Consider the following 18,325-nt stretch of genomic DNA (forward strand, 5'->3'; position numbering starts at 1 on the left):
GAGACTTTGCAGAATAAAGAAAGGGAAAGAAACTCGCTCGTTTCTTAGTCGTTCACCTTATCAGATTATATATTCTGCTTTTTATTAGTAATCAGTCGATTACATTCACCCCCATTACTTTTACAACGAGATAACCGACTACCGCACGGCGGAGGACGTGGGCGTGGACCGTCCGCACAAGAACGAGATACTGCACCACATACCGCCGACGCCGGAGCAGGAGGACTTCATCCAAAAGCTGATGCAGTTCGCCAAGACGGGTGACGCCACGCTGCTGGGCAGACCACCCCTGTCGGAAACGGAGGAGAAGGCGAAGATGCTTATCGCCACCGACTACGCCCGCAAGATGGCTCTCGATATGCGCATGATAGACCCGCATTACGAAGACCACCCCGACAACAAGGCTTCGCACTGCGCCAAGACGATTGCGGAGTATTACCACAGGTATGACGCGCAGAAAGGCACGCAGTTCGTGTTCTCGGATCTGGGAACGTACCAGCCGGGCGACGGGTGGAACGTGTACAGCGAGATAAAGCGGAAACTGACGGAGGACTACGGCATCCCGGCAGGCGAGGTGCGCTTCATTCAGGAGTGCAAGACCGACAAGGCACGCAAGGGGGTGATAGACGCCATGAACGCCGGAACGGTGCGCGTGCTGTTCGGCTCCACCTCCATGCTCGGAACGGGTGTGAACGCGCAGAAACGGTGTGTCGCAATCCATCATTTGGATACGCCGTGGCGTCCGTCCGACCTACAACAGCGTGACGGACGGGGAGTCAGGGCAGGCAACGAGATTGCCAAGCATTTTGCCGGGAACAACGTGGATGTCATCATCTACGCTGTGGAAAAGTCGCTGGACAGCTACAAGTTCAACCTGCTGCACTGCAAGCAGACATTCATCTCGCAGCTCAAAAGCGGGGCGATGGGCGCGCGTACCATCGACGAGGGGGCTATGGACGAGAAATCGGGCATGAACTTCTCGGAGTACATGGCGTTGCTCTCCGGCAATACCGACCTTTTGGACAAGGCGAAACTGGAAAAGCGTATCGCCTCGCTCGAAGGGGAACGCAAGTCGTTCAACAAGGGCAAGCGCGATTCGGAGTTCAAGCTGGAAGCCAAGACGGGGGAACTGCGCAACAATACGGCGGTAATCGAAGCCATGACGGAAGATTGGAACCGCTTTCTTTCCGTTGTCAAGACCGATAAGGAGGGCAATCGCCAGAATGCTGTCAAGGTGGACGGTGTGGATTCTACCGATGAAAAGGTTATCGGAAAGCGTTTGCAGGAAATCGCCAAGAACGCCACGACGGGCGGTTTGTACAAGCCTGTCGGGGAACTTTACGGTTTTCCGATAAAGGTGGTCAGCGAGAGAATACTCAAAGAGGGGCTGGAGTTTACCGACAACCGTTTCGTGGTGGAGGGAAACTACAAGTACACTTACAATAACGGGCATCTGGCGATGGCTGATCCGGTAGCCGCCGCACGTAATTTCCTGAACGCATTGGAGAGGATTCCGTCCATCATCGACCAGTATAAGGGAAAGAACGAGGTGCTGGAAAAGGAAGTCCCACAGTTGCAGGAGATAGCAAGTAAGGTATGGAAAAAGGAGGACGAACTGAAACAGTTGAAGTCCGAACTTGCCGCGCTTGACCGCAAAATACAGTTAGAGCTTGCGCCGCCTACACCCGATGTCGCCGAAAAGGAGAACGACGGACAGGAGGTCAAGCCTGTTTCGGAAGGTGTACGGAGCATATCGCCACAACAAACCGATGATGCACCACCGATACGCAGCCCGATGGATAAACGAAGTCCGTCTGGCAATTTCATTGCCAATCATATCATTATCGGGCGTCCGGGTTTTCAGTTTAAGGATGAAAACCGATCGAAAGGGATAAAAATTTAAAATTATGAATTTTATATAAAATATTAATAGGGGCTATCCAAAAGGTCTAAAAGTAAATCTTATCCCCTCTGCAAGTATCTGTAGAAGAGTGATTGTAAGGATTTCTTTCTTTTTGGGCAGCCTCTATTAAATTTATTTATTCTTTCTTGATTTATGTTTATAAACATTATACCAAAAAATATTCCAACTAACCTTGTTTATGTTTTGTCAGCCACCATTTGCACAACCATATTTGACTCCCAAAGAGAGTGAATTCGATAAGATAACTTGCTGCATACCCACAATAAGGGGCTAAATAGAATACGAATGGGAAATAGATAACAGTACCGACAACAGATTGCGTTATGTAGTTGGTTAAACTCATTTTACCATAAAGCTGTAATGTGGAAACCGCTTTTTTGACACGTTCCTTATGACACAATAATATGAACGAGAATATTTCTACAGAATCATCAGTAAAACAGAAAAAAATACTAATTTTGTTTTTGATGATCATTTCAAAAGGAATTAGAAAAATATCTAATTCTAACTTATAGAGGAAAAAGCAACAATTAAATATTAAAGAATAAAAGATACGAAAAATATGACGCCAAAAGAGATACTACAAGAATGGATTGACTGCTTCAACGCCGCCGATGCAGTCGCTTTGGCAAACTTATACGCTCAGGATGCCATAAACCATCAAGTCGCAAACACCCCGGTTATAGGAAAAACAGCTATCCATAAAATGTTTGTAAATGAATTTGCAACCTCAAAAATGGTTTGTATTGTTGAGCATATATTCGAGGATGGAGAATGGGCTATCATGGAATGGAAAGATCCGCTCGGGTTGCGAGGATGCGGATTCTTCCATGTGCAAAACGATAAAATCGTTTTCCAAAGAGGTTATTGGGATAAGCTCAGCTTTCTCAAACAGCACGGTTTAACCGTAGAGAATAGTGATAAAAATCCAAACACATAACACCGTCCGATATGGGAATCATCATTCATTCTTTAGAGTCCGTTTCTTTCAAAGATTTGTATGCGGCATTCTCATCCGCATTCAAAGATTATGATTTCTCTTTGAATGCGGATGAATTGCGACGCATGCTCGACCGACGAGGATACAATCCACAACTATCTTTCGGAGCATTTTTCGAAGGACGGCTGATTTCTTTTGTGTTTAACGGAACAGGCATGTACAACAACATCTTGACGGCTTATGACACAGGGACGGGAACCGTACCTTCATTCCGGGGATTACACCTAACCCAAAAAATATTCACTTTCAGCCTCGAATTGATATATCAACAAGGAGTTCGGCAATATGTACTGGAAGTTTTGCAACACAATCACAAAGCAATAAAAATATATCGCAAATTAGGCTTTGAAACACAGAGAAATTTCAACTACTACTCTGCCAAACTGAGCGATATTGTTCCTGTATTGCAAGTAAACCATACTGCATGTCGCATACTCCCATCGGATTTAAAAAACTGCCTTAACCAAACGGCCTGGTTCGATTTTCATCCTTCATGGCAAAATGACAGGGCTTCACTGGAACGCGGAATCGACAATTTGGACATATTGGGAGCTTATGAAAGAGAAGAACTTGTCGGATTTGTTATCTTTGAACCGGCATCAGGCGATATTTCATCCCTCGCAGTTGCAAAAGATTACCGGCATCAGGCGATATTTCATCCCTCGCAGTTGCAAAAGATTACCGGCGTAAAGGAATAGGCAAGTCCTTGCTTAAAAGTGCTGTCAGTCATTTTCAAAGCGATGTACTCAAATTTACTAATGTTGATTGCGATTGTGAATCAGTCACTGGTTTCTTGTCATCATTAGGACTTACCCCAAAAGGACAACAGTTTGAAATGGTCAGAAAAATTTAACCTACATTTATATGAATAGCCCTCATCATCAAATAACAAATTAATAATACCAAATAAAAATACGTATAGATTAAAAAAGTTCTTTGTGCTTTTGTCAGGGAACTTTTTTTTCGTAAATTTGCGTTCAATTATGCGGCAGTAATAATATACATATTAATACGAGTTAAGAATCCTGTAGTTTTCCACATGCTACGAGGAGGTATTAAAAGGTGCGTTTCGGCAATGCATCTATTGTAGTATATTATTGCTTAATCAAATGAACATTATAAATTTAGGAATTCTTGCTCACATTGATGCAGGAAAAACTTCCGTAACCGAAAATCTGCTATTTGCCTGCGGAGCAACGGAAAAGCGCGGCAGTGTTGATAAAGGTGACACCATAACAGACTCTATGGATATAGAAAAACGTAGAGGAATTACTATTCGGGCTTCTACGACATCTATTGTTTGGAATGGTGTGAAATGCAATATCATTGACACTCCGGGACACATGGATTTTATTGCAGAGGTGGAGCGGACATTCAAAATGCTTGATGGAGCAGTCCTCATATTATCGGCAAAGGAAGGCATACAAGCACAAACAAAGTTGCTGTTCAAGACTTTGCAAAAACTGCAAATCCCGACAATTATATTTATCAATAAGATTGATCGTGCCGGCGTAAATCTTGAGCGTTTATATCTGGACATAAAAACAAATCTGTCGCAAGACGTCTTGTTTATGCAAACGGTTGTCGATGGAGTAGTTTACCCGATTTGCACCTCAACAGATATAAGGGCAGAACACAAAGAATTTGTATGCAACCATGACGACGATATATTAGAACTATATTTGGCGGATAAAGAAATCTTACCGGCAGATTATTGGAATGCGATAATCGCTCTTGTGGCAAAAGCCAAAGCCTATCCGGTCTTGCATGGATCAGCAATGTGCAATATTGGCATCAATGAGTTGTTAGACGCCATCATTTCTTTTATATTTCCTCCGGCATCAGTCCCAAATAGACTTTCAGCTTATCTTTATAAAATAGAACATGACCCCAAAGGGCATAAAAGAAGTTTTCTAAAAATTATTGACGGAAGTCTGAGACTTCGAACCGTTATAAAAGTCAATGATTCGGAAAAATTCATCAAGATTAAAAATCTAAAAACCATTTATCAGGGCAAAGAGATAAATGTTGATGAAGTGGTTGCTAATGATATCGCAATTATAGAAGATATAGAAGAATTAAGAATCGGAGATTATTTAGGTGTTAAACCTTGTCTGATTCAAGGATTATCTCATCAGCATCCCGCCCTCAAATCTTCTGTCCGACCAGACAAGCCCGAAGAGAGAAGCAAGTTGATATCCGCTCTAAATGTATTGTTTATTGAAGACCCGTCTCTGTCCTTTTCCATAAATTCATATAGTGATGAATTGGAAATCTCGTTATATGGTTTAACCCAAAAAGAAATCATACAAACATTGCTGGAAGAACGATTCTCCGTAAAGACCCATTTTGATGAAATCAAGACTATCTACAAAGAACGACCTAAAAAGAAGGTGAATAAGATTATCCATATCGAAGTCCCTCCCAACCCTTACTGGGCCTCAATAGGACTGACTCTGGAACCTTTACCGATAGGGTCAGGGGTGCAAATCGAAAGTGAAATCTCCTTTGGTTATCTGAACCATTCTTTTCAAAATGCCGTTTTTGAAGGAATCCGTATGTCTTGCCAATCGGGATTGCATGGATGGGAAGTGACGGATTTGAAAGTAACCTTTACTTATGCCCTTTATTATAGTCCGATAAGTACCCCTGCCGATTTTAGACAATTGTCTCCTTATGTCTTCAGGTTGGCTTTGCAACAATCAGGAGTGGATATTCTCGAACCGATGCTCTATTTTGAGTTACAGATACCACAAGTAGCAAGTTCCAAAGCTATTACAGATCTGCAAAAAATGATGTCTGAGATTAAAGGTATCAGTTGTAATAAAGAGTGGTGTCTTATTGAAGGGAAAGTTCCATTAAATACAAGTAAAGACTATGCTTCAGAAGTAAGTTCATACACTAAAGGCTTAGGCACTTTTATGGTTAAGCCGTGTGGGTATCAAATAACAAAAGGCGGTTATTCTGATAATACCCGTATGGAAGAAAAGGATAAACTTTTATTCATGTTTGAAAAATCAGTATCATCAAAATAATGGAACGATCCAGGAATTTCTATAAGACAATACGGTTGGGGTATATACTTATCTCCGTTCTTATCGGATGTATAGCATATAATAGCTTCTATGAATGGCAGGAGATAGAAGCATTAGAACTTGACAATAAAAAAATAGACGAGTTCCGAAAAGAGATAAACAATATCAATATTCAAATGATAAAATTTTCTCTATTTGGTGAAACAATACTGGAATGGAACGATAAAGATATCGAACATTACCATGCACAGCGTATGGCAATGGATAGTATGCTCTGCCGTTTCAAAGCTACCTATCCGGCAGAGCGTATAGACAGCGTACGCCATCTTCTCGAAGATAAGGAACGGCAGATGTGCCAAATCGTTCAAATACTTGAACAACAACAAGCCATCAACGATAAGATAACCAGTCAAGTACCTGTAATCGTGCAGAAGAGTGTGCAGGAACAGCCCAAGAAGTCCAAGCGCAAAGGTTTCTTGGGCATCTTCGGCAAAAAGGAAGAAGCGAAACCAACTGTGACTACCACGATGCACCGTTCCTTTAACCGGAATATGAGAACCGAACAACAGGCGCAAAGCCGCCGCTTATCGGTTCATGCCGATAGCCTTGCCGCACGAAATGCGGAACTTAACAGGCAACTGCAAGGACTGGTTGTTCAAATAGACGGGAAAGTACAAACTGACCTACAAAAGCGGGAAGCCGAGATAACAGCCATGCGGGAACGGTCGTTCATTCAGATTGGGGGCTTGACAGGGTTCGTTATACTGCTACTGGTCATATCATATATCATCATACACCGAAATGCCAACCGCATCAAGCGATATAAACAGGAAACCGCAGATTTAATCGAGCGACTGCAACAAATGGCAAAGCGAAACGAGGCACTGATAACCTCCCGCAAGAAAGCCGTACATACCATTACCCATGAATTACGCACACCGCTGACTGCAATAACGGGCTATGCCGGACTGATACAAAAAAACTTCAATGCGGATAAAACCGGGATGTATATCCGAAATATTCAGCAATCCTCCGACCGTATGCGTGAAATGCTTAATACTCTTCTGAGTTTCTTTCGGCTGGACGACGGCAAGGAACAACCTAATTTCTCCACGTGTAGGATTTCATCAATAGCGCATACGCTCGAATCAGAGTTTATGCCAATTGCCATAAACAAGGGACTTGCTCTTACTGTGACGAATCACACGGATGCTGTTGTACTGACCGATAAGGAACGCATTCTACAAATTGGAAATAACCTGCTGTCAAACGCCATCAAGTTCACTGAGAACGGTGCCGTTTCTCTGACAATGGGGTATGATAACGGTATGCTGAAACTTATCGTCAAAGATACGGGTTCGGGTATGACCGAAGAGGAACAGCAACGTGTGTTCGGTGCGTTTGAACGTTTGTCAAACGCTGCCGCAAAGGACGGCTTCGGATTAGGTCTTTCCATTGTTCAGCGCATTGTGACAATGCTCGGCGGCACAATCCAGCTGAAGAGCGAGAAAGGCAAGGGCAGCCGTTTCACGGTGGAGATACCCATGCAGTCAGCCGAGGAATTGCCGGAACGGATAAATAAAACACAGATTCATCATAACCGAACACTCCATGATATTGTTGCCATCGACAATGACAAGGTACTTCTCCTAATGCTGAAAGAAATGTATGCACAAGAAGGGATACATTGCGATACCTGTACCAATGCGGCGGAACTGATGGAAATGATACGCCGGAAAGAATACAGTCTGCTTCTGACCGATTTGAATATGCCGGATATAAACGGCTTCGAGCTGTTGGAACTGCTACGCACCTCCAATGTGGGCAATTCAAGGATCATTCCGATTATTGTAACAACCGCTTCGGGCAGTTGCAACAGAGAGGAACTTTTAGAACGTGGATTTTCTGATTGCCTTCTCAAGCCGTTTTCCATATCGGAGCTGATGGAAGTTTCCGACAAGTGCGCCATGAAAGGTAAACAAAATGAAAAGCCTGATTTCTCCTCCCTACTGTCTTACGGCAATGAATCCGTCATGTTGGATAAACTGATAGCGGAAACCGAAAAGGAAATGCAGTCGGTCAGGGATGGGGAACAACGGAAAGACTTTCAAGAACTGGACGCCCTGACACACCACCTACGTAGTTCGTGGGAGATACTGCGTGCCGACCAACCATTAAGGGAACTTTATAAACAGCTTCATGGGAGTGCCGTTCCCGATTATGAAGCATTGAACAACGCCGTGACTGCCGTATTGGATAAGGGTTCGGAGATAATCCGGCTGGCAAAAGAAGAAAGGAGAAAATACGAAAATGGATAAAACAAAAATCATCGTGGTGGAGGACAACATCGTATATTGCGAGTTTGTCTGCAACCTGCTGGCACGGGAGAAATTCCGTACCGTGCAGGCTTTCCACCTCTCGACAGCGAAGAAACTTCTGCAACAAGCCGCTGACAATGATATAGTAGTTTCTGATTTGCGTTTGCCTGACGGTGACGGCATCGACCTATTGCGCTGGATGCGCAAAGAAGGCATGACGCAGCCGTTCATCATCATGACCGACTATGCCGAAGTACATACGGCGGTTGAAAGCATGAAACTCGGTTCGCTGGACTACATACCCAAGCAACTCGTGGAGGACAAACTCGTGCCTTTGCTCCGCACCATACTGAAAGAGCGGAATATCGGGCGAAGCCGCATGCCCGTATTTGCCCGTGACGGTTCAGCCTTTCAGAAAATCATGCACCGGATAAGGCTGGTAGCTCCTACCGACATGAGCGTACTGATATTCGGGGAGAACGGTACTGGCAAAGAGCATATTGCCCATCTACTGCACGATAAAAGCAAGCGTTCAGGCAAGCCTTTCGTGGCGGTGGACTGCGGCTCACTCACCAAAGAACTTGCGCCATCGGCGTTCTTCGGACACGTTAAAGGAGCGTTCACTGGTGCTGAAAACACAAAGAAAGGCTATTTCCACGAGGCGGAAGGCGGCACATTGTTTTTGGATGAAGTGGGTAATCTCGCACCGGAAACCCAACAGATGTTACTCCGTGCCATACAGGAACGGCGGTTCCGTCCCGTTGGCGACAAGTCCGACCGCAGTTTCAACGTCCGCATCATCGCCGCCACCAACGAGGATCTGGAAAAGGCGGTCAATGAAAAGCGTTTCCGACAGGATTTGTTATACCGCCTACATGACTTCGAGATAACCGTTCTGCCCTTACGTGACTGTCAGGAGGACATCATGCCGCTGGCGGAGTTCTTCCGTGAGATTGCCAATAAGGAATTGGAATGCAATGTTAGTGGCTTCAGTTCCGAAGCGCGGAAAGTGTTACTGATCCATTCATGGCCGGGTAACGTGCGCGAACTTCGGCAGAAAATCATGGGTGCGGTGTTGCAGGCTCAGACGGGACTTGTCACGAAAGAGCATCTGGAACTTGGAATAACCGAAACAACCTCTGTTGTCGGCTTCTCCCTACGCAACGAAGAGGAAGATAAAGAGCGGATTATACGTGCTTTGAAGCAGGCTGGCGGGAACCGGAAGGTTGCTGCCGAATTGCTTGGAATAGGCAGGACAACACTCTATAATAAACTGGAAGAATATGGATTGAAGTATAAATTTGAGCAACCATAGCCCGCAATTCGCTGAAAATGGCTATCTTTGCATGACATATTAGAAGGTAACGGCGACTGGCAGAGCCTTTTGCCGCCTATATATAACATAAGACCGCAAGGCGTTTCGAGCGAAAATCTGGTAAATTGACACTACGGAGACGATTGCGTGATGCTTATGCTATGCCTACGCATAGCGTGCATTCACGTACTCTCCGTAAAAGGCTTTACCAGAGCCGTCGCTTGAAAGTAGTGTGATTTGCACGCTACTTTTTTGCCCTTGCCCAACGAAAGGAAACGATAATGGGTAAAGTACAGATTCTTGCCGTCCTCACGATAGACGGTTGTCAAAGCTCCGAGTTATATTGCAAAGCGTATAAGGAACTGCGCCTTGAAGATTGCGGCATCAATGAGATAAGGGAAAACGCCCTTTATCATATCACACCGGATTATTCCATCTCCATGCTTGACGAATGGCGGAAATCCACAACAGACATCTGCTATCTGGCGGAAGTCACTCCTGAAAAAGCGGACTACATCAACGGGCTGCTGCGTATGCGTGTGGTGGATGAAATCATACTTTACACGATTCCTTTCATTGCCGGAACGGGAAAGCGTTTCTTCCAATCCGCCTTGCCGCAGGAACAATGGACGCTGACCTCACAGAAGGTGTACCGCAACGGAGTGGTCCGCCATATCTATAAAGCGTGCGTTTGATGTCCATAAAATGGACGAATGTTCAGTAAATGAACACTTTAAGCTGAATACAATTCCTTTCAGATAAATAAATCGCGAAATTATCACTCTGAAATCCAGCACCTTGCAGAGAGCGTGCCGGATTTTTTATTTTATGGACACGCTTTTTGCCAATCATATTCATGTGCGCATACCGAAAAAACAGAGTGTAAAATTTCAAAATTGACAGGACATGAATTATTTCTTATTGACGGAAACAGAGTTCTTCCGCCGTATAAACGAAGCCGGGGACTGCAATATGGAAACGGCATACACGGCTTTCGCCACGCAAGTGATCGAACTATGCAACGGCAATGTGGACACCACCCGCACCATCATCGCGCTGGCTTACATTGAAATCGAGTTGCAGCACCATCCCGTGCGCAATCTTCCCGAAGAAAAGAGGGAGGTTGCAGCCTACATCAGCAAGGCACTCTCTTTCGTTAGGAAGATGCAGAAGTTCCTTGCCGCTCCCCAAGTGTCACCACTAATCCCCATCCGTACATCCTCCGACAACACAACCGAAAATCCCGCCTCACCCCTGCAATGGACGGGCAACGCCATCGACCTCGTGGAACTTATCTACGGCATCAACGAGATGGGCTGCATCAATAACGGCAACATGCCGCTCAAACAGCTCGCCCCGCTCCTCTACAAGATTTTCGGTGTCGAATCAAAGGACTGCTACCGCTTCTATATCGACATCAAACGACGGAAGAACGAAAGCCGCACCTACTTCCTTGACAGGATGCAGGAGAAACTGAACGAGAAGATGCTCCGCGACGAGGAAATGGAACGTTTGAGAAAATAATCCTGTACCAATGATGAATCAGGGGGTGACGTTATGCCACTCTCTGATTTTTTGTAGGTTTTGTACCTGCCGTGCAGATACATTTCGTTATCTATTCGCCCGAAAACCAGCGAAAAGCACTATCTTTGTACCCACCTTACAGAATTGTATATGAGCATAGACAACCTCGACATAGTAAAACGGCTGATAGCCGAAAAAGAATGCGGACGGGTGGAGTTCAAGGAAACCACCGGACAGTTGGAGCGTGGCATGGAAACGCTTTGCGCTTTCCTTAACGGAGAAGGCGGCACGGTATTGTTCGGTGTTACCGACAAGGAAAAAATCATCGGACAAGACGTGAGCGACAAGACCAAGAGGGATATAGCGGACGCGATCAACCGGTTGGAGCCTGTGGCAATGGTACAAATATCTTATGCACCGCTGCCGGACAGTGAGAAGAAAGTAATTGTTTTTCGTGTTGAAGATTCAAGGCTCAACCGTCCGTTCTGCTATAAAGGAAGACCATATATGCGGGTGGAAAGTGCGACCACAACGATGCCACAATCAAAGTATAATGAACTTCTTTTGCAGCATGAAAAAGTCTGGCATAGCTGGGAAACCTACCCGAATACCGATTTGAAGATTACGGATTTGGATGAAGAGGAAATCCACAAGACGGTACGTTTAGGAATAGAGTACGGACGTTTACCCGAATCGACAGGTGACGAAGTTCCTATCATACTTGAAAAACTGAATCTTCTTGAAGGCGGTGTACTTAAAAATGCAGCCGCCGTATTGTTCGCCAAAAAGAAACTGGTACATTATCCGCAGAACTTGCTGCGACTTGCCCGATTCAGAGGTACAGACAAAACCGTATTTATAGACAACAAACGGGTACACGGGAACTTGTTCCATCTGCTTGACGAGGCAATGGCTTTTGTGTTCAGACATCTTTCATTATCCGGAACAACGGACGCATTGGAGCGTGAGGAACATTTGGAAATACCGCATAAGGCTATACGAGAAGCTGTAATCAACTCCCTATGTCACAGGAGTTACCGTGATATTGGAGGTTCGGTAGCCATAGCCATCTATGATGACCGTGTTGAAATAGAGAATCCCGGTTCGTTTCCGTCCGAATGGGATATGAATAAAATCAAATCCGAACATGGTTCAAAGCCCCATAATCCTTTAATTGCAGACACGCTTTATGTGCGAAAAGTATTGGAGAGCTGGGGACGCGGCATAAATCTCATAATAGAAGAATGTCAAAAGGTTAATTTGCCGGAGCCTGAATATCAAATAACAACCAATGAAGTGAAACTTGTCTTCAGATATAAGGTGGCAGGACAAGAAACAGGACAAGAAACAGGACAAGTAGCAGGACAAGTAGCAGGACAAGTAATGTCGCTTGTATCAGCTTTGGGAAATGATATTTTGCCGTTGAAAGAAATCATGGAGCGTTTATCTTTGAGGGGACGTGATAATTTCCTTACCAGTTACCTAAATCCTGCATTGAGAGAGGGACTTGTCGAACAAACCCATCCGGAAAATCCCAAGCACCGCAACCAAAAATACAGGCTTACTGAAGCTGGAAAAATCATTTTGTCAAAAGGCAACAGGAAGGATGGCTAAGAAGAAACATAAGAAAGATTCAGATGCAGACTTGCCTGTAATCATGGATTACGGCATCGGTTGCATATCCATTTATGACCCGGTTGATATGATGCCATACAATGACCCGCCTGTCACCGAGCAAACCCGTTTCAAGAAACTCCGCAAGGAAATGAAAGCGGAGTTCAAATGGTTGGCGTCTTCTATAACAATAGAGTATTGGAAAGAAAACCGGCAGATACCTTTCGGTGAGGAAATGTCGAAACTCAGAATCCGACTGTTGAGAATCTTCGCCGAAGAATACAGCATACTACTAAAAGATGATACAGAACTGAAAAACTATCTGCTCATGCTTGTCATTACCACCATCAACAAGCATCTCCAATCTGAAAATAAAAATCCGTAACCGGTCGTCGGCTACGGATTTTCCATATATAAACGGATATACTATTTCTGCTGCAACAGATGTTTCAGATTTTCGTCACCCGCGATGCGTTCCAGCTCGTCGGCGACAATCTGTTTCACCTCCTCCTTGATACGCCTGTAATTCGCCTGCACTGTTTCCTTCATGCAGTCTTTGCCATCCTCGTCCGTGAAGTCAGTAATTACGGGTATCGGCTTGTAGGCTTTCTCCTCGCGCTTGACCTTCTCGGCATCCACGACAATCTCACAGTGGAAAATCTTCTGTTCTATACGTTCGTTGAAGTTGTCGGACACCGAACCGACAAACATTCCCTGCGTCAAGCCGGAAATCTTGCTCGGCGGGATAAGCGCGTCCATCTGCGTGTTGATGGAGGTGGAAACATCCTGCCTGTTGATGGAAATGGACTGCCGTTTCTGCAACACCTTTCCGAACCGTTCCGAGAGCGTCTTGGCGGTTTCGCCCACCACCTGACCGGAGAAAATATTGCCGACGGTGTTCATCACCACTTTCGCCTCCTTGTCCCCGTAGTCACGCACCAACTGGCTGAAATCCTGAAATCCCAGACATACGGCAACCTTGTTGCTTCGTGCGGTGGCGATAAGGTTGTCCAGCCCCTTGAAATATATCGTCGGAAGCTCGTCGATGATAACTGACGACTTCAACATCCCTTTCTTGTTGATGAGCTTCACGATACGGGAATTATACAGACCGAGAGCCGCCCCGTAAATGTTCTGACGGTCCGGATTGTTGCCCACGCAGAGTATTTTCGGCTCTTTGGGATTGTTGATGTCCAGCGTGAACTCACTGTCCGACATCACCCAATAGAGCTGCGGGGAAATCATGCGTGACAGCGGGATTTTCGCCGATGCAATCTGCCCCATCAACTGCTCGGCAGCCCCTCCGAGCCACGCGTCCATGAACGGTGAGAGATAGTTCTCCAATTCCGGGTAAGATGTCAGTATCGGGAAGATATCCTCGTAACGGCGGTTCAGGAACTCGATGGCATGGGGGAACGTGCAATACTTGCCATTTTGGAAAATTTTAAGATACCAGATGATAGCCGCGAAGAGGATGATGGGCGATTCCACAAAGAAGTCGCCCTGCTTCTGCACCCAACTCTTGTTTAAGTTGAGCATGATGGTGTACGCGCTTTCGTAAGCGTCCGTAATATCCTCCATGAAGTCCGGGTGAATGGGATTGCAACGGTGCGAGCGTCGCGGGTCATCGAAGTTTATCACGTAGAACTTCGGCTTCACCTTGTATCCCTCCGGGTGGTTGAGCAGATGATTATAGGCTATCGTGGACAAGTCGCTGAATTTGAAGTCGTAAACATACATCGAGAAGCCCTTCTCAATCTGCTGCTTGATAAAATTGTTTACCACCGCGTATGACTTTCCGCTGCCCGGCGTACCCAATACGATGGAAGCCCTGAAGGGATTCACTACGTTAATCCAGCCGTTGTTCCAACGTTTCCTGTAATAAAAGCGGGTGGGCAGATTGACCGAATACTCGCTTTCGATGAGCCGTGTTTCCTGCATGAAGCTCTCGTTCTCGTTGTTGAACACGTCATCCATGAGGTTGTGTTTCAACAGGCGGCTCATCCACAGACCGCCCATCAGCAGGCATACATAGCCCGTGCCTACGGTCAGCACGTAAAGCCCCGTCACCGCTTCAACCGGTAGCGGCAACGCCAGTATCCACCAGTTGAGGAAGAACAGTACGAACCCTGCGGCAAGAGCCGTCCAGATCCGTCCCCAAGTAATTTTCTCTCCCTTGACGCCCTTCGTTCCCAGACAGGACAGGGCAAGGAGGAGGACGGCAAACAGTTTCGTGTAGAGGATGGAACGGAACAGCCCCGCCGTGCGGTTGAAATTCATCAGGATTCTGTCCACCACGCCGATGTCCACGCTCCAGAGCCGTATGGCTTCATAGCAGAACCAGTACACGTTCATGACCACTAAAATAATACTCACGGCACGCAGAAAATCCATGATTTTCGCCAATGCCCTCAAATCGTCTTCTTGTTGTGACATAGATTGAAAAATTTTGATGTTGATACCTCGATTACATTCCCAAACCCTTGCGCCTTTTCTTTTTCTTCTTGCGCTGCATCGCCCGGATAAAGGCTTCCTCCTCGGCATCCACAGCCGGACCTTCGGGAGTGAGCAGACCGATACCTCCCGCCGTGTTCTCGTGGTCGGATGCTGTCTGTTCGCGCATATCCTCTACTGTTTCCACCGGAACGGAAAGCGGAATCGGTGGCTGTCCGGCATAAGGCAGCGTGAAGTGTTCCTGCAAAGCGTTGGCGGAAAGTTCCTTGCCCATGCGCGAGCCGTTCAGCACGCAGCCCGTGCGATGGTCGATAAACGTGGCTCCGTAGATGCGCCCTTCCTCCGTGTAGCGCAGCACGGTGTCGATACCCTTCTCCCTGAGCCGCGAAACGAACTTCTCCTTGTCATACGTGCCTTCAAGCACGGAAAGGACGGTGCGTTTTGTCATGTCGGCGAGTTTCCGGTCCTTAATCTCCTGCTTGGAACGGGCAAACTTCTTCTGCACGGCTTCATAGCCTGCGGACTTCCCGAAAAGCGAGGACTTGAACGGGTTGCCCGTCTTGTTCCCGGCATCATCGGTGACGGAATAGACCAGCCCGTGATACTCACGCCCGCACACGTTTCCCCGCGCTTCCTCCACCGTCATATTATATAAGGAAAGGAGGGCGCGATATTCGCCCATCGTCTGGAAACGGTACTGTCCACTCAGAGCCTTGACGGTATTCCCGACCTGCCTTTTCACGTCGCCCGCCGAAGCGTCCACCTTTCGCAGAGGGTTCTCTATCCGTTGATTCTTACGTTCCGCCGGGTGCAGCCCGTACTTTTGTTCCAGTTCCCGCCGGATGCGGTCGCTGCGGCGGAAAAGGAAATCCTGATTGAGCCGCCTGCCTTTCTCGTCCACATTGATTGTCACGATGTGCAGGTGGTGGCGGTCTATGTCCTCGTGCTTTACAATAAGATACGGCTGGTCCCCGTAGCCGAGTTTTTCCAGATACTCGCGTGCGATGTCCTGCAATTCCGTATCGGTCAGCACATCGTCGGGATGCGGGTTGAGCGAGATATGGAGTACCGGTTTCTCCACCCTCGTATGCTCCGGCATACAGGCGAGAAAACCCTCCATCGCCTTGCGTATGTCCACCGTCCCCGTGCCGTCATTGTAGATGCGGTTGGTGGTGAGCAGACGCCCTTTCGCCTCGTTGATCTTTTCCCCGTTGTAGGCAAGTGCGCCGTACAGCGACTTTCCTACACTGATTTTTGCGACCATTTCGCCTCCATTTCCCTTGAAAGTTCCACAATCTGACGGCTCAGTTTCACGAGTTCGACGGTCTGTTGCTCCAGCTTGTAGAGCAACGCCATTGCCTTTTTCTCGGAAAAATGCAGCCTGAGTTCCTTCACGACTTGGTTGTAGTTCGTGCCTACCGCGCGGAACTGCGCATGGAAATCGGACAGTCTGGTGTAGTAATCCACCAGCGTCCTGTCCACTTTCAGCACCCTGAACGGCTGCCCGAAGAAGTGCGCCTTGATGAAAACCGACTTGGCGTAAACGCCCGACTTCTCGAACATGGCGAGGAAACGGTTGTGTTCCTCCTCGTTGAAACGGACGGTGTAGCGGAATACCGCCGGATCAAGTTTGGGATTTCTCCCGGTCTTGTTTCTTTTCTCTTTCATATAAACTTTGGATTTAGCGGATGGACGGCATAAGCCGCCGCTTGGGGTCACAGACACCGCAGGTTTGAAAAGCTTCCCGACTTCGGAGAGGAAGCCCGCCCCCTGCAAGGGCAAGTGCTTTTCGTGGCTGCTCAAAACGTTTTGAGCGGCTGAAAAGACATCTTGCTATGTTCAGGCGAACATAAAAATCCGTCGGGGCCGGATTGGGGGAATGCCTTTCAAACTCCGGGCTGCGCCACCTGCGGCGAACCCTGCCGTTCGGGTGCAAAGTTACGCCCTTAAAGCGGTATCGGACAGAGGCTTGACCCGGACAATCAGTGCCAACCGGCGCAACATGCCGCCACTTGTCGGGGAAGTGATACAGGTTCAAAAATATCCTTGTTTATTTGCAGCATGATTCAAGAAACGAACGATTTGAAGATATGAAAAATGAGGCTTTCAAATACCCGGCAAACCGCTTCGGCGGCTATTTGCCTGACCGGATACCCGAACCTTCGGATACCCGGTTTTACAATGACGCGGTGATTCACGGATTCAATGACTTCATGACGCAATGTCGTCATTCATCAGTTATCCGAATCCCTGCCCCACCGTTGAAGCGGATACGTGACGAACCGGACAGTCAGAGATTCGCGGACGCGGATATACATGTCACCGATTCCGTATCGGAGCAGGAAAACAATTCATCAACCATTAAAACCAACAGAACCATGAGTAATGAAACATTCGTTGCATTCGCAACACAGAAAGGGGGTATCGGCAAATCCACCGTCACGGCACTTGCCGCCAACTACCTCCACAACGTGAAAGGACACAATGTCGCAGTCATAGACTGCGACACCCCGCAGCACAGCATACACGGGTTGCGTGAACGTGAAACGGGACTTATCGGCGGGAGCCTCTATTTCAAGGCACTCGCGTGTGACCACTTCCGCAAGATAAGGAAGAACGCCTACCCGGTCATCGCAAGCGACGCCCTTAACGCCCTCGATGATGCCGAAAGGATGCTTGCCGAAGAAGAGGTGAAACCCGACATCGTGTTTTTCGACATGCCGGGAACCCTGAAAAGCAACGGCGTGGTCAAGACCCTCTCGCAGATGGACTACATCTTCGCGCCCATGAGTGCCGACCGTTTTGTCGTGGAAAGCACCCTGCAATTCGCTGTGATGTTCCGTGACAACCTCATGACGACGGGACAGGCGAAAACAAAAGGGCTGTACCTGTTCTGGACGATGGTGGACGGCAGGGAGAAGAACGGGCTTTACGACCTGTATGAGGATGTGATCGCCGAGATGGGGCTGCCGGTGCTGTCCACCCGCCTGCCCGACAGCAAGAAGTTCCGGCGCGACCTCTCGGAAGAGCGCAAGAGCGTGTTCCGCTCGACCATCTTCCCGATGGATGCGTCCCTGCTGAAAGGGAGCGGCATCCGTGAGTTCTCGGAAGAGATAAGCCGTATCATCAGACCTCAATAAT

At 47.1% G+C, this 18,325-nt stretch carries 14 protein-coding genes and 2 pseudogenes; 12 read left to right on the forward strand and 4 right to left on the reverse strand.

Annotated elements, in window-relative coordinates; genetic code table 11:
- Positions 1 to 118: 118 nt before the first annotated feature.
- Positions 119 to 1,903 (forward strand): annotated as a pseudogene (locus tag NBH07_RS09535) (helicase-related protein); the annotation flags it as partial.
- Between the two features lie 187 nt (positions 1,904 to 2,090).
- Here NBH07_RS09535 and NBH07_RS09540 read toward each other — a convergent pair.
- Positions 2,091 to 2,369, reverse strand: a pseudogene (locus tag NBH07_RS09540) (DUF418 domain-containing protein); the annotation flags it as partial.
- Positions 2,370 to 2,486: 117 nt separating this feature from the next.
- On the opposite strand from NBH07_RS09540, the gene NBH07_RS09545 reads away from it, so the two are divergent.
- The 10 genes from NBH07_RS09545 to NBH07_RS09590 all read left to right on the forward strand — a co-directional run bounded on the left by NBH07_RS09545 (position 2,487) and on the right by NBH07_RS09590 (position 13,115).
- A complete protein-coding gene (locus NBH07_RS09545) occupies positions 2,487 to 2,864 on the forward strand; it encodes a nuclear transport factor 2 family protein (protein ID WP_007366528.1) in 378 nt (125 codons plus the stop codon).
- Positions 2,865 to 2,875: 11 nt separating this feature from the next.
- Positions 2,876 to 3,622, forward strand: coding sequence for a GNAT family N-acetyltransferase (locus NBH07_RS09550; protein WP_250833504.1), 747 nt, complete (start codon positions 2,876 to 2,878; stop codon positions 3,620 to 3,622).
- Positions 3,577 to 3,777, forward strand: coding sequence for a GNAT family N-acetyltransferase (locus NBH07_RS09555; RefSeq protein ID WP_250833508.1), 201 nt, complete (start codon positions 3,577 to 3,579; stop codon positions 3,775 to 3,777). The genes NBH07_RS09550 and NBH07_RS09555 overlap by 46 nt, the downstream gene beginning before the upstream one ends.
- 256 nt (positions 3,778 to 4,033) lie before the next feature.
- On the forward strand, positions 4,034 to 5,959 hold the full coding sequence (tet, locus tag NBH07_RS09560) for a tetracycline resistance ribosomal protection protein (protein ID WP_007366526.1): 1,926 nt from the start codon (positions 4,034 to 4,036) through the stop codon (positions 5,957 to 5,959).
- Entirely contained in the window at positions 5,959 to 8,277 is a 2,319-nt protein-coding gene (locus NBH07_RS09565; protein ID WP_007366525.1) for a hybrid sensor histidine kinase/response regulator, read from the forward strand. Before tet ends, NBH07_RS09565 begins: the two co-directional genes overlap by 1 nt.
- Entirely contained in the window at positions 8,270 to 9,592 is a 1,323-nt protein-coding gene (locus tag NBH07_RS09570; RefSeq protein ID WP_007366524.1) for a sigma-54-dependent transcriptional regulator, read from the forward strand. Before NBH07_RS09565 ends, NBH07_RS09570 begins: the two co-directional genes overlap by 8 nt.
- A gap of 281 nt (positions 9,593 to 9,873) precedes the next feature.
- A complete protein-coding gene (locus NBH07_RS09575) occupies positions 9,874 to 10,287 on the forward strand; it encodes a dihydrofolate reductase family protein (protein WP_007366523.1) in 414 nt (137 codons plus the stop codon).
- 211 nt (positions 10,288 to 10,498) lie between these two features.
- Positions 10,499 to 11,116 carry an RteC domain-containing protein gene (locus NBH07_RS09580; protein ID WP_007366522.1) on the forward strand — a complete coding sequence of 206 codons (618 nt, stop codon included), beginning with the start codon at positions 10,499 to 10,501 and terminating at the stop codon, positions 11,114 to 11,116.
- A gap of 150 nt (positions 11,117 to 11,266) precedes the next feature.
- The gene (locus NBH07_RS09585) at positions 11,267 to 12,730 is read left to right on the forward strand and encodes an ATP-binding protein (protein ID WP_007366521.1); all 1,464 of its coding nucleotides are present in this window, start codon (positions 11,267 to 11,269) and stop codon (positions 12,728 to 12,730) included.
- The gene (locus NBH07_RS09590) at positions 12,723 to 13,115 is read left to right on the forward strand and encodes a hypothetical protein (protein ID WP_007366520.1); all 393 of its coding nucleotides are present in this window, start codon (positions 12,723 to 12,725) and stop codon (positions 13,113 to 13,115) included. The genes NBH07_RS09585 and NBH07_RS09590 overlap by 8 nt, the downstream gene beginning before the upstream one ends.
- A gap of 41 nt (positions 13,116 to 13,156) precedes the next feature.
- Here NBH07_RS09590 and mobC read toward each other — a convergent pair whose 3' ends face one another.
- From mobC to mobA, 3 genes are read right to left on the reverse strand one after another with little or no spacing between them, the layout of a single operon-like run.
- Positions 13,157 to 15,166: a conjugal transfer protein MobC gene (mobC, locus tag NBH07_RS09595; protein WP_007366519.1), complete on the reverse strand. Its 2,010-nt coding sequence runs from the start codon at positions 15,164 to 15,166 to the stop codon at positions 13,157 to 13,159.
- A gap of 31 nt (positions 15,167 to 15,197) precedes the next feature.
- On the reverse strand, positions 15,198 to 16,448 hold the full coding sequence (gene mobB, locus NBH07_RS09600) for a conjugal transfer protein MobB (protein ID WP_007366518.1): 1,251 nt from the start codon (positions 16,446 to 16,448) through the stop codon (positions 15,198 to 15,200).
- Positions 16,427 to 16,852, reverse strand: a complete 426-nt coding sequence (mobA, locus tag NBH07_RS09605; RefSeq protein WP_005944180.1) for a conjugal transfer protein MobA — start codon at positions 16,850 to 16,852, stop codon at positions 16,427 to 16,429. The genes mobB and mobA overlap by 22 nt, the downstream gene beginning before the upstream one ends.
- 422 nt (positions 16,853 to 17,274) lie before the next feature.
- On the opposite strand from mobA, the gene NBH07_RS09610 reads away from it, so the two are divergent.
- Positions 17,275 to 18,324 (forward strand): ParA family protein, encoded by a 1,050-nt coding sequence (locus NBH07_RS09610; protein WP_007366517.1) that lies wholly within the window; start codon positions 17,275 to 17,277, stop codon positions 18,322 to 18,324.
- Position 18,325: the final 1 nt, after the last annotated feature.

This window comes from Parabacteroides sp. B2-S-102, assembly GCF_023656665.1.
GTDB classification, from domain to species: Bacteria; Bacteroidota; Bacteroidia; order Bacteroidales; family Tannerellaceae; genus Parabacteroides; species Parabacteroides distasonis.

Bases quoted from the DNA above. Each gene is read 5' to 3' on its own strand.
- NBH07_RS09545 (WP_007366528.1), top strand. From the start codon at position 2,487: ATGACGCCAAAAGAGATACTACAAGAATGGATTGACTGCTTCAACGCC.
- NBH07_RS09550 (WP_250833504.1), top strand. From the start codon at position 2,876: ATGGGAATCATCATTCATTCTTTAGAGTCCGTTTCTTTCAAAGATTTG.
- tet (WP_007366526.1), top strand. From the start codon at position 4,034: ATGAACATTATAAATTTAGGAATTCTTGCTCACATTGATGCAGGAAAA.
- NBH07_RS09565 (WP_007366525.1), top strand. From the start codon at position 5,959: ATGGAACGATCCAGGAATTTCTATAAGACAATACGGTTGGGGTATATA.
- NBH07_RS09570 (WP_007366524.1), top strand. From the start codon at position 8,270: ATGGATAAAACAAAAATCATCGTGGTGGAGGACAACATCGTATATTGC.
- NBH07_RS09575 (WP_007366523.1), top strand. From the start codon at position 9,874: ATGGGTAAAGTACAGATTCTTGCCGTCCTCACGATAGACGGTTGTCAA.
- NBH07_RS09580 (WP_007366522.1), top strand. From the start codon at position 10,499: ATGAATTATTTCTTATTGACGGAAACAGAGTTCTTCCGCCGTATAAAC.
- NBH07_RS09585 (WP_007366521.1), top strand. From the start codon at position 11,267: ATGAGCATAGACAACCTCGACATAGTAAAACGGCTGATAGCCGAAAAA.
- NBH07_RS09590 (WP_007366520.1), top strand. From the start codon at position 12,723: ATGGCTAAGAAGAAACATAAGAAAGATTCAGATGCAGACTTGCCTGTA.
- mobC (WP_007366519.1), bottom strand. From the start codon at position 15,166: ATGTCACAACAAGAAGACGATTTGAGGGCATTGGCGAAAATCATGGAT.
- mobB (WP_007366518.1), bottom strand. From the start codon at position 16,448: ATGGTCGCAAAAATCAGTGTAGGAAAGTCGCTGTACGGCGCACTTGCC.
- mobA (WP_005944180.1), bottom strand. From the start codon at position 16,852: ATGAAAGAGAAAAGAAACAAGACCGGGAGAAATCCCAAACTTGATCCG.
- NBH07_RS09610 (WP_007366517.1), top strand. From the start codon at position 17,275: ATGAAAAATGAGGCTTTCAAATACCCGGCAAACCGCTTCGGCGGCTAT.